The 15,266-nt window shown below is 74.7% G+C and carries 13 protein-coding genes; 10 read left to right on the top strand and 3 right to left on the bottom strand.

The annotated features are described in order from the left end of the window. Window positions 1-95: 95 nt before the first annotated feature. From OHA30_RS00220 to OHA30_RS00205, 4 genes are all read left to right on the top strand, one after another. Window positions 96-1,403, top strand: a complete 1,308-nt coding sequence (locus OHA30_RS00220; RefSeq protein ID WP_328911696.1) for an MFS transporter — start codon at window positions 96-98, stop codon at window positions 1,401-1,403. Between the two features lie 41 nt (window positions 1,404-1,444). Beyond that, window positions 1,445-2,467: a TolB-like translocation protein gene (locus OHA30_RS00215; RefSeq protein ID WP_328911695.1), complete on the top strand. Its 1,023-nt coding sequence runs from the start codon at window positions 1,445-1,447 to the stop codon at window positions 2,465-2,467. Between the two features lie 140 nt (window positions 2,468-2,607). Then, a complete protein-coding gene (locus OHA30_RS00210; RefSeq protein ID WP_328911694.1) occupies window positions 2,608-3,099 on the top strand; it encodes a peptidylprolyl isomerase in 492 nt (163 codons plus the stop codon). Between the two features lie 170 nt (window positions 3,100-3,269). Continuing rightward, complete coding sequence (locus OHA30_RS00205; RefSeq protein WP_328911693.1) at window positions 3,270-3,554, top strand: hypothetical protein; 285 nt, start codon at window positions 3,270-3,272, stop codon at window positions 3,552-3,554. 35 nt (window positions 3,555-3,589) lie between these two features. Here the strand turns inward: OHA30_RS00205 and OHA30_RS00200 are convergent, their stop codons facing one another. Then, window positions 3,590-4,846 carry an MFS transporter gene (locus OHA30_RS00200; protein ID WP_405786014.1) on the bottom strand — a complete coding sequence of 419 codons (1,257 nt, stop codon included), beginning with the start codon at window positions 4,844-4,846 and terminating at the stop codon, window positions 3,590-3,592. Between the two features lie 71 nt (window positions 4,847-4,917). On the opposite strand from OHA30_RS00200, the gene OHA30_RS00195 reads away from it, so the two are divergent. After that, window positions 4,918-5,688 (top strand): DeoR/GlpR family DNA-binding transcription regulator, encoded by a 771-nt coding sequence (locus OHA30_RS00195; RefSeq protein ID WP_328911692.1) that lies wholly within the window; start codon window positions 4,918-4,920, stop codon window positions 5,686-5,688. 21 nt (window positions 5,689-5,709) lie between these two features. Here the strand turns inward: OHA30_RS00195 and OHA30_RS00190 are convergent, their stop codons facing one another. Further along, window positions 5,710-6,978, bottom strand: coding sequence for a hypothetical protein (locus tag OHA30_RS00190; RefSeq protein WP_328911691.1), 1,269 nt, complete (start codon window positions 6,976-6,978; stop codon window positions 5,710-5,712). Next, entirely contained in the window at window positions 6,968-8,953 is a 1,986-nt protein-coding gene (locus tag OHA30_RS00185) for a hypothetical protein (protein WP_328911690.1), read from the bottom strand. The genes OHA30_RS00190 and OHA30_RS00185 overlap by 11 nt, the downstream gene beginning before the upstream one ends. 1,622 nt (window positions 8,954-10,575) lie before the next feature. Here OHA30_RS00185 and OHA30_RS00180 point away from each other — a divergent pair. From OHA30_RS00180 to OHA30_RS00160, 5 genes are all read left to right on the top strand, one after another. Further along, on the top strand, window positions 10,576-11,565 hold the full coding sequence (locus tag OHA30_RS00180) for an ABC transporter substrate-binding protein (protein WP_328911689.1): 990 nt from the start codon (window positions 10,576-10,578) through the stop codon (window positions 11,563-11,565). Between the two features lie 204 nt (window positions 11,566-11,769). Then, window positions 11,770-12,705, top strand: coding sequence for an ABC transporter permease (locus OHA30_RS00175; protein WP_405786182.1), 936 nt, complete (start codon window positions 11,770-11,772; stop codon window positions 12,703-12,705). Next, window positions 12,702-13,490, top strand: coding sequence for an ABC transporter permease (locus tag OHA30_RS00170; RefSeq protein ID WP_328911687.1), 789 nt, complete (start codon window positions 12,702-12,704; stop codon window positions 13,488-13,490). Before OHA30_RS00175 ends, OHA30_RS00170 begins: the two co-directional genes overlap by 4 nt. Beyond that, entirely contained in the window at window positions 13,487-14,344 is an 858-nt protein-coding gene (locus OHA30_RS00165) for an ABC transporter ATP-binding protein (RefSeq protein ID WP_328911686.1), read from the top strand. Before OHA30_RS00170 ends, OHA30_RS00165 begins: the two co-directional genes overlap by 4 nt. Further along, window positions 14,341-15,216: a creatininase family protein gene (locus tag OHA30_RS00160; protein WP_328911685.1), complete on the top strand. Its 876-nt coding sequence runs from the start codon at window positions 14,341-14,343 to the stop codon at window positions 15,214-15,216. The genes OHA30_RS00165 and OHA30_RS00160 overlap by 4 nt, the downstream gene beginning before the upstream one ends. Window positions 15,217-15,266: the final 50 nt, after the last annotated feature.

Genomic DNA, 15,266 nt, shown 5'->3' with positions numbered 1-15,266 from the left:
GCACCCGGTCGCCGCCGCGCCGGCCCGTACCCCGACACCCCCGCCGTCAACTCCCGCGCCCTGTCCGGCGCGACCGGCCACTGGAGTCGCCGACCATGTACCTCGCGGACCGCGCCGCTCCCGACGGAGCCGGCACCCTCCCGGGCGCCGCGCGCGGACGGACCCGGGCGGTCTCCTCGGTCGTGCTGGCCCTGGGCGCGGTCAGCCTGATCACCGACATCTCCTCGGAGATGGTCACCGCCGTCCTGCCGCTCTACCTCGTCATCTCGCTCGGCCTCAGCCCGCTGGGGTTCGGCACCCTCGACGGCGTCTACAACGGCGTCAGCGCCCTGGTCCAGCTCACCGGCGGCCACCTCGCCGACCGGGTGCGCAACCACAAGCTCGTCGCCGGGCTCGGCTACGGCCTGTCCGCGCTCTGCAAACCCCTGCTGATGATCGTGCACAGCCTCGGCCCGCTCGGCGTGGTCCTCGCGCTGGAACGCACCGGCAAGGGACTGCGCACCTCCCCGCGCGACGCGCTGATATCCCTGTCCTCGCCGCCCGGGACCCGCGGCCGCGCCTTCGGCGTCCACCGGGCGATGGACACCACCGGCGCCGTACTCGGGCCGGTCACCGCCTTCCTGATCCTGCGGGCGGCCGCCGACGGCTACGACGCCGTCTTCGGCGTCAGCGCCTGCTTCGCCGTGCTCGGTGTGCTCGTCCTGGTGCTCTTCGTCCCCGGCAAGGCGCTCGTCGCCCAGCAGCGCCGGGCCGCGGCGGAAGGCGCCACCTCCGCCTCCGCCCCCGCCGAACCGGCCGCGGCCGAGCGCCCGGTCGACCTGCGCCAGGCGTTCGGGCTGCTGAGGCTGCCCCGGCTGCGCGCGCTCACCGCCTGCGCGGTGCTGCTCGGCCTGACCACCGTCAGCGACGCCTTCGTCTACCTGCTGCTCCAGCGCCGCGCGGACATCGGCGAGGAGTGGTTCCCGCTGCTGCCGCTGGGCACCGCCGCCGTCTTCCTGCTGCTGGCCGTGCCCGCGGGCGTACTGGCCGACCGGGTGGGGCGCCGCTGGGTGTTCCTGGCCGGCCACGCCGGACTGCTCGCGGCCTACGCCCTGCTGCTGTGGGGCCCGCGGACCGCCGCCCTGCCCTATCTGGTGCTGGCCCTGCACGGTGTCTTCTACGCCGCCACCGACGGGGTGCTGCCCGCCGCGGTCGCCGACGTCGTCCCGGAGAACCTGCGCGGCAGCGGCCTCGCCCTGGTCGGCACCGGGCAGGCGCTGGCCCGCTTCTGCTGCTCGCTCGCCTTCGGCGCCGCCTGGACGGTCTGGGGCGACGGCCGCGCCCTGTTCGGCTCCGCGGTCGGACTGCTGCTGTGCGCGGCGGCCGCCGGGATCGTGCTGCGGCCGGGCGGCGGCACCCGTTGACCCCGACCGGCACACCACCGCCCGACCCCGTGAGGACCCCGATGACACCCAAGCACCGCCTGCTCGTTCTCGTCGTGGCGGTCCTGCTGCTCGCGGGCGTGGGCACCGGATTCGTGCTCCACGCCGCCTACCGGGCCGCCGACAAGGACAAGCCCCGGGCCGGCGGCCCCGCGGTCGGCGCCGGACCGGTCACCCTCACCAGGACCGGGCAGCTCGCCTTCGTCAACTCGGCCCCCGGCCCGCACCGCACCGAGGTCGCCGCCGTGCCCGCCGCCGACCCCGGCGGCGCCCGGACCGCCGCCGACCTCAAGTGCGCCCGCTTCTACACCGCTTCGGGCACCGGAGTCTGCCTCCAGACCGGCCTCGGGGTCGTCTCCCAGACCAACCGGGCCGTCGTCCTCGACAAGGACCTGCGCGTCCTGCGCACCTTCCCGCTGGCAGGCACCCCCAGCCGCGCCCGGGTCTCGCCGAGCGGGCACCTCGCCGCCTGGACGGTGTTCGTCGGCGGCGAGTCGTACGGCGCCGCGTTCTTCTCCACCCGCACCTCGATCGTCGACACCCGCACCTGGAAGATCCTGCCCAACCTGGAGGACTTCGCCATCACCCTGGACGGCCGCCCCTACCACGCGGTGGACGACAACTTCTGGGGCGTCACCTTCGCGGACGACGACGACACCTTCTACGCCACCCTCGGCACCGCGGGCCGCACCTACCTCGTCCGCGGCTCCGTCGCCCACCGCAGCGTCACCTCACTCGGCGTACAGAACGTCGAATGCCCCTCGCTGTCCCCGGACGGCACGCGTATCGCCTTCAAGAAGCGCGTCCTGCACGGCGCCTCGCTCTGGCACGAGTACGTCCTCGACCTGCGGACCCTGCGCCAGACACCGCTGGCCGAGCACCGCAGCGTGGACGACCAGGCCGCCTGGATCGACAACCGCACCGTCGCCTACGCGCTGCCCAAGGAGGGCGACACCAAGAGCACCGACCTGTGGAGCGTGCCCGCCGACGGCTCGGGCGCCGCGCATCTGCTGATCCCCGACGCCTCCTCGCCCGCGCCGCTGTGAGCGCCCGGCCGGTGTGCCCGCCGCTGTGGGCGTCCCGCCGGTGCGCCCGCCGCCGTGCGGACCGGCTCCCGGCACCGTGACACGGCCCGAGGGGGAGGGGGTGCGGCGCGCGGCCCGGCGGGGGATGCCAGGATGGGTCCATGAGCAATGTGTATTTCGACATCACCATCGACGGCGCACCCGCCGGGCGGATCGTCTTCCGCCTGTTCGACGACGTGGTCCCCGAGACGGCGCGCAACTTCCGCGAGCTGGCCACCGGGGAGCAGGGCTTCGGCTACGCGGGTTCGGCGTTCCACCGGATCATCCCCGAGTTCATGCTCCAGGGCGGCGACTTCACCAGCGGCGACGGCCGCGGCGGCAAGAGCATCTACGGCAACAAGTTCAAGGACGAGAACTTCACGCTCAAGCACGACCGTCCGTTCCTGCTGTCCATGGCGAACGCGGGGCCGAACACCAACGGCTCGCAGTTCTTCATCACCACCGTGCTCACCCCGTGGCTCAACGGCAAGCACGTCGTGTTCGGCGAGGTCATCGAGGGCCAGGACCTGGTCAGGCAGATCGAGAGCAAGGGCTCCCACTCGGGCACGCCCGCCGCCAAGGTCGTCATCGCCGAGTCCGGCACCGTGAAGTAGCCACCCGCGCGACCGCTGTCCCGGGCCCTCCGCCGCACCCGCGGCGGGGGGCCCAGCGCGTTCCCGGCCGCCCTCCGCGGGCCGACACGCCGAGTAAATCGTGTGCCCGTTCGATCCCTCTCGGGCGAATCGTGCCCCCGTGGGAGACGGGAGAACGTAGGCTGATCTTTGTGATCAGTGGTGTTGCCGAGGGCCAGGAATGCGGCCGCTGTGCCGAGTTGGAGAACCGGTTCAGGGATCCCGCCACGCCCAATCCCGGCGCCTCACTGTATGTGTGGGCGACCCACCATCTGAACGATCACGGCACCGTCCCCGAACCGCGCCCGGGCTGCCCCGAGTGCGCGCGCTACTCGGCGAACCCCGGGGCCGTCCACGCCCGGGTGTGGGAACGCTGGGCGCGCGCCCACTTCATGTCCTGCCGGCTGGCCCCGGACTGGAAGCCGGGCGACACATAAGGGACGACGTCGCGGACGCGGCCGCGCGGTGGGCCCTACGGCGCCGCGTCGGCCGGGACCTCGCCGGCCGCGACCCCGTCCGCCGGTACGGCGCCGACCGCCGACGGGTCCGCCGCGGCGGGCGCGGCCAGCAGCCCGGTCGCGGTGACGGCGGTGATGACGCACAGCACGAGCGGCAGCAGGAAGGCCACATTGAGCGGGACCCCGCGGGTGAGCGCGCCGATGACGGCGGGCCCGGCGAGCATCCCCAGGTAGCCGAGCCCCGCCACCCGCGAGACATTGGCCCCCGCGCTGTCGGGGTCGGCGTGCCCGGCCGCGCTGAACAGCTGCGGCACCGTGCCGGAAAGACCGATGCCGAAGAGCGTCCACCCGGCCAGGGCGAGCGGAATCCACGGCGAGGCCACCACGGCCGCCATACCGACCGCCGCCACCGTGGTGCCCCAGCGGACCACGGCCGCCGGGCCGATCCGGGCCGCGATCCGGTCGGTGAGCAGCCGCCCGACGGTCATCGCGGTGGCGAAGGCGCCGTAGGCCAGCGCGGCGGTGGCGGCGGGCGCGTGCAGCACGTCCTTGAGCGCCAGCACACTCCAGTCGTTGGCGGTGCCCTCGCAGAGCATGACCATCATCGCCAGCGCGGCCAGCGCCCAGATCCGGCCGGGAGTACGCCGCCGGACCCGCTTGTGCGCCGCCGCCTCCGGTACGGGGTCCGCCGCGGCGGCCGGCTCGGGCCGCAGCAGCGCGGGCGCGGCCAGCGCGGCGACGGCGAGCCCGGCCAGCGCGGTGCCGCCCAGCGTCGCGGGCGCGCTCCACCCCCAGCTCAGGGTCCGGGCGCCGACCAGCGCGGCGGCCACCCCGCCGAGCGAGAACACGGCGTGGAAGGCGGACATCACCGGCCGCCGGTAGCCGCGTTCGACCTGCACGGCGTGGGCGTTCATACTCACGTCCAGGCAGCCGTTGCCGAAGCCCAGCACCAGCAGGGCCGCGCCCAGCGCCCACCCGCCGGTGGCCAGCCCCGGCAGCACCACGGCCGCCGCGCACAGCGCCGCGCTGACCGGGACGACCCGGGCCGGGCCGAAGCGGTCGGTGAGCGGCCCGGCCAGCTGCATGCCGGCGAAGGCACCTCCGCCCAGGAGCAGCAGCAGCGAGCCGAGGACGGCGTGGCTGACCCCGGCGCGCTGCTCGACGGTGGGGATGTGGACGATCCACATGCCCAGCACAAAGCCGTTGAGGGCGAAGTAGGCGAACGTGGCGGCCCGGGCGGCCCTCAGCGAGGTGAGCATGGGGTCGAACATAACAAACATCTTTACTGTTCGATATGGCCCTTCCTGAACAGCGCGGGTGCGCTGTGGTGTTCAATGGCGCCATGGTGAGCATCGAACGACACCGGCGGATCGCGGATGCCGTGCAGTCGGCGGGACGGATCGGGGTCGCCGAACTGGCGTCCCTGACCGGCGCCTCGGAGATGACCGTCCGCCGCGACCTGGAGACCCTGGCCGCGCAGGGCGTGCTCGAACGCTACCGGGGCGGCGCCCGCAGCCTGCTGCTGCGCGGCGAGGAACCGCCGTTCGCGCTGCGGGCGGGGGAGGGCCAGGAGGTCAAACGGCGGATCGCGGCCGAGGTCGCGGCGCTGATCGCGGACGGCGAGACGGTCGTCCTCGACGGCGGCACCACCTGCCTGGAGGTCGCCCGGCTGCTCGCCGACCGCAGGCTGACCGTCATGCCGCTGTCGCTGCACGCGGTCAACGCCCTGTCCGCCGCCGGCCCCCGGCTGCGGCTGCTGCTGCCCGGCGGCGAGGTCCGGCCCGGCGAACTGGGCGTGACCGGCCCGCTCGCCGAGGCGTCGCTGGGCGCGCTGCGCTTCGACACCGCCGTCGTGGGCTGCTGCGGCCTGACCGCCCAGGACGGGCTGACCGCCTACGACCTGGCCGAGGCGTCCGTCAAGCGCGCCGCGATCGCCTCGTCCCGCCGGGTGATCGCGGTGGCCGAGGCCGCGAAGCTCACCCGTACGGCACTGGCCTACGTCGCCGCGCCCACCGCGCTGCACACCGTGGTCACCGACACGGACGCCCCCGCGGAGCAGACCGGCGCCCTGGCGGCACTCGGCGTGCGGGTGATCCGGGCACCGGCGGAATGACCGTACGGCGGCCCGCCCCGGTCACAGCGCCCTGTTGCCGCGCAGCACCCGGTCGGCGAGCGTGTCCGCGTCACCGGGCCTGAGCAGCGAGCCGTAACCGGTGTCCGCCCACGGGCTGTGGCCCGGCGGCAGCTCGTAGTACGGGACCGGGTGGCCGCCGGGACCGCTGTCGGTGAGCGTTTCCGGCGCGCGGCGCGCACGAACGGCCTGCCCGCAGGCGGCGCAGACCGCCACGTCGAGCTGGTCGCGGCGGCCCAGCGGCCGCCAGGAGACCCGGCGGGCGGCCCGGCCGTGCAGCGGGTCGAAGAAGCACAGCGGCAGCGCGCCGGCCCGCCCGTCCAGCGCGTCCCGGCCCTCCACCACCAGCGCCAGCACCCCGGCCAGGTCCGGGATCTCGCGCGCGGTGTCCAGCACCTTGCCCGCCGCCGCGTAGGCGTCCAGCGCCCGGCCGAGCCCGGGCGTGGCCTTCACCTCGGCGTTCTCGATCGCCTCGCCCAGCGCGATGACCTGCGCCTGCGCCCGGTGCCGCAGTTCACCGAGGTCGGCGGTCCTGGCGGCGGCGAACACGGCCTGCGGGAAGACGAACGGCGACGGCGCACGCCTGCGCCGCACCAGCCAGGTGCCGCCCGCGGCCAGCACCACCACACCCGCCGCGACGCCCGCCAGGACCGGCCACAGCGCCGAGCCGCCGGAGGACGCCGCCCGCTCCGTGGCGGGCGTGACGCCGGAGTGCAGGTCGGCCGTCGCGTCCTGGTAGACCTTCGACCCGTCGCCCTCGGCGATCAGGTCGACCGCCTTGTCGGCCCGGTCGGCCAGACCGGCGTCCTTCATCGAGTCCAGGAACTCCACCGCCGCCACCGCGTCGCGCGCCTGGTGCTCCTCGCCCGGCCACTCGTGCCCGTAGAGCCCGTCGCCCCACTCGGCCATGGTGACCACGATCAGGTCGTGCAGACCGCTGCGCTCGTGGACGATGTCGGCGAGCACCGCCGGGTCCCCGTCGAACGCGTCGCCCTTGACCAGCGGGACCAGCGCCACCTCGATCGGCAGCCCGGTCCGCCCGATCCGCCGCGCCAGCTCCTTCTGCCGGGCGGCGGGCAGAGCGCCCGCGTAGGCCGGGTCGACATAGACCGGCGAGGTCCGCAGCGCGTCGGCGATCTTCCGGCCCGCGCTCGCGGCGGGACCGGTGACGGGGCTGTCGGCGGCGGCGGGCAGCGCCGCCAGGGCGGTGAGGACGAGTGCGGCGACCAGCGCGGCCGCCGCGGCGATCGGAGCCTTGCGGTCACTGGACACGGGCGTTTTCCCTTGTAGCGGTGATGAGCCGGGTGATTCCGTCGCGCACGGCCGGCAGCGGTCCCGCGGCCTTCTCGTACGGGATCGCGCCGCCGCCCGGGCCCGGCAGCACCAGGCGCAGCGCGTCGGCCTGCCCGGGGGCGCGGCGGATCTCCGACCGGCAGGAGGCGCAGACGTGTTCACGGCGTACGGACCCCACGTCGCGCCGGGCGGTCGCGGGTCCGTGCAGCGGGTTGAGCCCGCAGCAGTCCTCGTAGCCATGACCGGACAGCGCCGCCAGGCCCGCCTGGGCCAGTACGATCGCGGCCGCCAGATCGGCCGCCGTCACCGCCTCGCCCGGCCGGCCGTCGGGTCCGCGGTCGACGAGCAGCATCGCGGTGTCCAGACAGTCCCAGACCCGCAGCCGGGTGGCCTCGTCCGGCGTCGCCTCGGCGAACCGGGCGCCCAGGGTGTCCAGTTCGTGCTGCGCGCCGCGCCGCAGCCGGCCCAGGCCCGGGTCCGGCGGGGCGTGACCGGGTTCCCGGGCACGCCGCCTGCCGTTCCCGACCAGGGCCGCACAGCCCAGCACGGCGGCCAGCAGGCCCCACAGCACGCCCGCCGCCAGCGCGCCGATCAGCAGTCCGGGCCAGAAGTCCCCGCTGTACAGGGCCGGCAGCCGGTGGTCGTCCAGGGCCTCGGGCGCGGTCCGCGGGCCCTGGGCGGGCGTCTGCGCGGTCGGCACCGACTTCAGATACGTCATCAGGTCGTCGAGCCGTGCGCCGAGGCGGCGGTCGTCGGCGGGGTGGGAGGTGTCGTCGTCGCGTATCGCGGCGGGCAGACCGAACGTCAGCCGGCTGTCGTCCAGCCGTACCCCGTAGCCGAACAGATCGACGGAACCGGTCAGCGGGTCGGCGATCACATAGACGCCGTCCTCGCCGAGCCTGTGGTGCAGCGCGGTGACGAAGGCGCCGGTGTCGCCCGCCGACTCGTCGTCGCTCAGCTGCGGGACGACCGCGATCCGCACCGGGCCGGGGGCGAAGGCGGCGATCCTGCCGCCCAGTTCGGCCACCCGGGCCGCGTCCAGGCGCTGGGGGCTCTCCGGGTCGGTGTAGATGTCGGTGCGCGCCAGCCCGGCCGCCACCCGGTCGACACGGGTGGTCAGATCCGCGCGGGTGGGTACGGGCGCGGCGCTGTCCAGCTTCTGGTCGAAGACGCGGGGCGCGCCGACCGCGATCACGGCGGCCAGCACCACGGCTGCGCCGATCTCGACCGGCCGCAGCAGGGGCGGCCGCGGCGGGACCTTGCCGGTGTCCGCGCGGGGGCGGGCGCGCCGGCGCCGCACGTACGGGCTGACCAGCAGGAGCAGCAGCGGCGTGCCCAGTAGCAGGATCCCGGTCAGGAACGACTGGTTCTCCCGGTCGGTGGACGACGGATAGAACGCGGCGGGGCCGTCGCCGCTGTACCCGTACTTCTTGCGCAGGGCGTCGGCGCGCGCGGCGGCCTTCTCCGCGCCCCCGGCGACGGCGTCGACGAACTCCTGGAAGGCGCGGACCGGGCCCGCGTCGTAGGGCAGCGCGTACAGCGCGACGGCCTTGGCGTCCTCGGCGGGCGCGCGGACCCCGAAGGCCCGCGCGTCCACGACGCCGATCGCCCCCACCAGCACATACAGCCCGTCGCGCCCGAGCCGGTCGTGGACCGCGCCGAGCAGCGTGCCGCCCGGCACGCCCTGGTCGGGCAGCACGAGCACGTACGTGGGCACACCCGTCCGCTTCGCCAGCGCGGCGAACCGCGACGCGGTGGAGCGCGGGACGGTACGGGGCAGCTGGTCGGTCACGTACACCGGGTCGTGCCGCAGGAAGTCGGCCAACCGCGCCGACTGCGGCGCCGGCCCGGGCTCGTCCGCGGCGGCGGGCCCGGCGAGCAGCAGGATCGCCACGAGGGCGGTGAGTACGGCGGCGGTACGCCGACGCCGGCCGCGCGCGATGTTCACGTCCATGTGGTGCCTCCCCGTGCCGGACGTCCCCGCACGGGACTCTACTGCTCCGCTTCCCCCCACCCGCGGCGGGTGCGGCCGTCTGTGACACAGGGGGCCGCCGCACGCAGCGGCTGCCCCCGAGCACGGGAGCCACCCGGCGTACGCGTCCGCCCGCCCACACGCCGAACTCCGGCGCGGGAGCCCGCGCCTGGGCCTTCGGCCGAACTCCGGCCGTGGCGCGACGTGCGGCCGCCCGGGCGTGGGATGTCGGCGGCTCCAGCGGTGAGCGCGTCCGCTCCGGCCGACGGTCGCGGGGCCGTGCCGCCGCCGGCGGAGTCGCGCGAGGCCGCCCGTTCACGGGATCGTCGCCAGTCGGCCGGGGAGCCCGCACTCCGGCACTCGGTTCGCCCAACAGCCTTCGGCCGTGCCCCCATTCGCGGAGGGTCGCGCGGTGGCCGCCCGTGCGGGGGGCGCTGCCGGTCGGGACTCGGAGCTTGGGGTGCCGGGCCTGTTGTCCGCGCAGGTGCGCGTCTGTCGGCCGGTGGCGATATGCCGCCCCGCCGCTCGGGGACCGCCCGATTGCGGGACCGTTTCCGTTCGGCCGGGGGAGCCCAACGGCCTTCGGCCGTGCCCCGGTTGGCGGGCTCGGGCGTGGCCACGCGGCGCGGAAAGTCGGTGGTCCGGCGCGGGCGTGGGGGCGAGCCGCCCGTAATCCAGTAGGTGCGCCTGCGGTCCGGTTGCGGGCGCGGGACATCGGCGGCGCGGGGCTGGGGTGTTCTGCCGGGGGGACCGTACTCGTGGGCCCGGCGCGGGCAACGGGCTTGGTGCGTACGGCTGTTCGTCAGTGGCGCGGGGGCGCTCGGCCTCGGGTCCGTGCGCGTCGGCCGGCGCAGCCGGGAAGTGTGGCTTGTTTCCCCCCGTTTGCGGGGCCGTGCGTGGCCGCCCGCTGCGGGACACTTCCGGTCCGGCGGAGGGATTCGGCCGCCCCCGGCCGCGCGGGCCGACCGGGGCCGAGGGGCAACTCGGCGTCGGCGGGAGGGAATTAGTTGCTATCAATGTATTGATTACAACCGTTCGCGTGTTCCATACTCCAACCACCGGCGCACCGCGCCGGGTCAGGACGTACTGGAACGAACGCGTCGCACCGCCACGCCGCGGGCCGTCAGGCCGGCCCGAGCGGGGCGCGGCCGTCGCCCGGCCGCGGTGAGCCAGGAGGGGAAGCGCCATGGGCGCGTGGACGATCGGGACGGCCGTGGGCGCACTGCCGGGCAGAGCGCGGCGCCGCCGCCACGGCGGCCGGCTCACGGGCGCGGCGACCGTACGCCCGCCCGGAGGTTCACCCCGGCGACGCTGACCGGCCCCGGCTGACGGTCCGCCGGGCCCCACCCCGGCCACTCCGACCCGCCCGGCGCCCGCCGCCGCACCACCCCCACGGGCACGGCCACGGCCCGTACCGCCACCGCTCCACCACCGCCGGCGCCCCCACCCGGCGCCGTACCCCCGCGCTGCCCCAGGGCCCGCGGGCCCGCGGGCCCGCGCACCCGCCGACCCCACCCGCCGGGACGGCACCCCGCACCGCCCGGCCGCGCCAAGAGGCCGGAAACCCACCCCACTTCACGAACGCACCAGCACAGGGAGTCGACATGCCGTTCTTACGCAGCCGCAGGAGATTCACCGCCTACGCGGCCGTGGCCACCCTCGCCCTCACCGCCGTCACCGCCTGCGGGTCGAACGGCAGCGGTAGCGGCAGCGGGGACGAGGGCTCCGGGCCGGTCAAGATCAAGCTCGGCGTCATCCCCATCATCGACATCGCCCCGGTGCAACTCGGCATCAAGAAGGGCTTCTTCGCCAAGCAGGGCCTCCAGGTCACCACCCAGAACTCGCAGGGCGGCGCCGCCATCGTGCCCGCCGTCGTCAGCGGCGACTTCCAGTTCGGGTACTCCAACCTCGTCAGCCTGCTGATCGCCAAGAGCAAGGGCGTCCCGGTCCGTATGGTCTCGGTGGGCGCCCGCGCGTCGGACAACGAACTGCAGGACGGTTCGGGCCAGTTGCTGACCGACGACCCGAAGATCAAGACCGTCGCGGACCTGGCGGGCAAGAAGATCGCCGTCAACACCCTGCGCGGCATCAACGAGGTGGCCGTCCGCTCGACCCTCAAGGCCCACGGCGTCTCCGACGACGGCCTGAAGCTGGTCGAGGTGCCCATCCCCGACATGCCGGCCGCGCTGCACTCCGGCCAGGTCGACGCCGCCATGCTCAGCGAGCCGTTCATCTCCGTCGCCAAGGACCAGGGCGCGCACCCGCTGCCGGTCAGCTACGCGAGCATGGGCCCGAAGATCCCGTTCGCCGCGTGGTTCGCGTCCGAGTCGTACGCCGCCAAACACCCCAAGGTCGTCAAGGAGTTCACCGCCGCGCTCCAGGAGTCGCTGCGGTACGGCGAGGCGCACCCCGACGAGGCCCGGGCCGCGCTGGACACCTACCTCACCCTGGACAAGGGCGTCAGCGCCCATGTGACGCTGCCCGGCTGGGACCCGACGACGACCCGGGACCAGATCGAGCCCCTGGCCAAACTCGCCGTCGACACGGGCCTGATCGACAATCTCGACCCGCTCGACAAGCTGATGAAGGGCTGACCCGCAGCGACGCCCGGCCCTGCGGAGCCCCGGCCCCGCGGAGCCCGGCCGCGTACCTCCCCGGCCCCGCGGAGCCGCGAGCCCCCGGGGCCCGGGAAGCCCCAACAGCCCGTAAGCCACCCGCAATCGGCCCGGACGCGGCCAAGCCGCAGCCCACCTCGGCCCTGCGCACCCCCGAGAAGCCCCGAGAAGTCGGAGATGGATGTGAAACTTCAGCAACGCGGCGGCCCCGGGCGGGCGGGCGCGCCACAGCCGGCCGAAGAGAGCCCGCCGGGGTCCGCCACACCCACCGGCCCCCGCGACGGCGAAGGCACCGGCCCCGCCCCGCTGCCCGACCGCCCCGCCTCCCGCCCCGCCGACTGGGCCCGATCCGTCCCGGACCCGGTCCTCGGAGTCGTCGGCATCCTGCTGCTGGCCGGCGCGCTGGAGGCGCTGCCCCGCCTGGGCGTGGTCTCGCCCGACTACCTGCCGCCGTTCAGCGACATGGCCTCCGCGCTGGCCGACGAAGCCGGCCGGGGCTCCTTCTGGCAGGCCCTGCTCGACACCGCCAAGGGCTGGGCGTACGGGCTGGCCATCGCCGTGGCCGCCGGCGTCGTCCTCGGCCTGCTGATCGGCAGCGTCGGCTTCCTGCGCAGGGCCACCGCCTCGACCATCGAGTTCCTGCGCCCGATCCCCTCGGTCGCACTGGTCCCGCTGGCCGTCCTGGTCTACGGCACCGGCCTCCAGTCCAAGCTGCTGCTCGTCGTGTACGCCTCGTTCTGGCCGGTGCTGCTCCAGGTGCTGCACGGCGTCCAGGACGTCGACCCGGTCGCCCGCGACACCGCCGCCAGCTACCGGTTCACCGTATGGACCCGGCTGCGCCACCTGGTGTGGCCGACCACCCTTCCCTATCTGATGACGGGCGTCCGGCTGTCCGCCTCGGTGGCGCTGATCCTGTCCATCAGCGCCGAACTGCTCATCGGCAGCCCGGGCCTGGGCAGCCGGATCGCGCTCGCCCAGGCCGGCAACGCGATCGCCACGATGTACGCCCTCGTCATCGTGACCGGCGCGCTCGGCGTGCTGGTGAACGTACTGGCCCGGGCGCTGGAGCGGCGGGTGCTGTCCTGGCACACCTCGGTACGGACGGAGGCCGTGACATGAGGACACTCAAGAACGCCGGCCGGAGCCTGCTCTTCCTGTTCGGGCTGCCCGCGGCGCTGCTGGCGCTGTGGTGGTGGATGGCCGCCAGGAGCGACAGCTTCTACTACCCGACGCTGGACAAGATCCTCACCGCCTTCGGCGACACCTGGCTCTCCCGGCGGATCACCGACGACGTCCTGCCCAGCCTCGCCCGGCTGGCGGCCGGCTACGCCGGCGCGGTCGTGATCGGCGTCGGTCTGGGCGTACTGCTCGGCTCCCACCGCCGGATCAGGGCGCTGTTCGAACCGGTCCTGGAGTTCTTCCGGGCGATCCCGCCCCCCGTGCTGATCCCGGTGCTCATGCTCGTGAGCGGCATCGGCGACCGGATGAAGATCGTCGTGATCATCTCCGGCTCGGTCTGGCCGATCCTGCTCAACACCATCGAGGGCGTCCGCGCGATCGACGAGGTGCTCGCCGACACCGCGCGCTGCTACGGCCTGACCGGCACCGCCCGGCTGCGCCGTCTGGTGCTGCCGGCCGCCGGCCCGCAAATCGTCGTCGGCATGCGGCAGGCGCTGTCGCTCTCGCTGATCCTCATGGTGATCAGCGAGATGTTCGCCAGCTCCAACGGACTCGGCTTCGCGATCGTGGAGTTCCAGCGGAGCTTCGCCATCCCGGAGATGTGGAGCGGCATCCTGCTCCTCGGCCTGATCGGCTTCGCCCTGTCCCTACTGTTCCACCTGTTCGAGTCCCGGGTCCTCGGCTGGTACCACGGGCTCCACCGTTCCCAGAGGGGAGAGCGATGAGCGGCACCGACGCGGCCCCCGCCGCGACCAAGGACACGGCCCCTGCTCTGCTGGAGGTCCAGGGCGTCCGCAAGACCTACCAGGGCGCCGGGCGGACCGTGGAGGCGGTGCGCGACCTGACGTTCGGTGTCGCCGCCGGCGACCTGGCCTGCATCGTCGGCCCCTCGGGAGCCGGCAAGACGACGCTGCTCAAGTGCGTCGCCGGCCTGCTGGCACCCTCCGGCGGTGAGGTACGGCTGGCCGGCCGCCCGGTGCACGAGCCGCCCAAGGACATGGCCGTGGTCTTCCAGGAGTACGGCCGCAGCCTGTTCCCCTGGATGACCGTCGAGCAGAACATCGCCCTGCCGCTCAAGCAGAAGAAGGTGCCCAGGCCCGAACGCGACCGGCTCGTCGCCGACGCGCTCGAGGCCGTCGGCCTCACCGACGTGCCCGCCGCCTACCCCTGGCAGCTGTCCGGCGGCATGCAGCAGCGGGTGGCCATCGCCCGCGCGGTCGCCTACCAGCCCGCCGTCCTGCTGATGGACGAGCCCTTCGCCGCGGTCGACGCCCAGACCCGCGCCGAACTGGAGGACCTCACCCGCTCGTTGTGGCGCGACCTGGGCATGACCGTCCTCTTCGTCACCCACGACATCGACGAGGCGGTCTACCTCGGGCAGCGGGTGCTGGTGCTCTCCGCGTCGCCGACCGTGGTCATGGAGGACATCGCGGTCGATCTGCCCGCCGAGCGCGAGCAGTTGGCCACCCGCGCGCTGCCGCGCTTCGCCGCGCTGCGGGCGCAGGTCTACGAACAGGTGCAGCACGCCAAGGTGTTCCACACCCAAGGCGCCGGGGCGACGGCCGGAGCCGCGGTGTGAGCGGGGAACACGGTACGGGTGCCGGCGAGGCGCCGGGAACGGACGTCCTCGCCGGCACCATGGCCGAGCTGACCTGGTACGAGGTCGAACGCGCGGCCCGCGACGGCGCCGTACTGCTGTGGGCGTTCGGCGTCATCGAGCAGCACGGCCCCCACCTCCCGGCCGGCACCGACGTGTACCTGCCCAGCGCCCGGCTGCGCGCGGTCCGCCAACTGCTCGCCGCACACGGGGTCGAGGCGCTGATCGTGCCCCCGTACTACTGGGGGATCAACGTCGTCTCCGGCAGCTTCCCCGCCTCCTACGGCGTCCGCCCCGAGCTGATGCGGGAGATCACCGCCGATCTGCTGGCGGGAATGGCCCGCGACGGCTTCCGGCACGTCTTCTGCTTCTCCGGCCACGGCGACGCGCTGCACAACCGGACGCTGTACGAGGGCGTACGGGCCGGCCGGGAGCGTTCCGGCGTCGACGCCAGCTTCGTCCTGGAACCCGCCCTGGCCCACCGCCTCGGCCTCGACCCCGGCGACCCGTGCCTGACCGTGCACGGCGACGACCCCGACGCGGCCGCCGCTCAGGGGCCGTACGCCGATGTGCACGCCGGGCGGTGGGAGACGTCGGTGATGATGCACGCGCACCCGGAGCTGGTCCGCGAGGACGTCCGCGCCGCGCTGGCCGCCACCGACCTCGGACCGGCCGAACTCGCCGTCTGGCGGCGGGGGTTCGACGACGCCCGGCACACCACACCGCTCGGCTACTTCGGCGACCCCGCCGCGGCCGGCCGCGCCGAGGGCCGGCGCGCCCACACGGTGTCCGCCCTCCTGGCCGCGGACGCCATCGAGGCCCGGCTCGGCGCGGGCGGCCGAGCGGACAGGTGAGCGCACGGCACGAAACGCGTCAGGGCCGGGCCGATGCCCCACGCCCCCAC

Source organism: Streptomyces sp. NBC_00223 (genome assembly GCF_036199905.1).
Taxonomy (GTDB): domain Bacteria; phylum Actinomycetota; class Actinomycetes; order Streptomycetales; family Streptomycetaceae; genus Actinacidiphila.
Note: the sequence above shows the minus strand (reverse complement) of the source record. Positions and strands in the feature narration are given on the sequence as shown.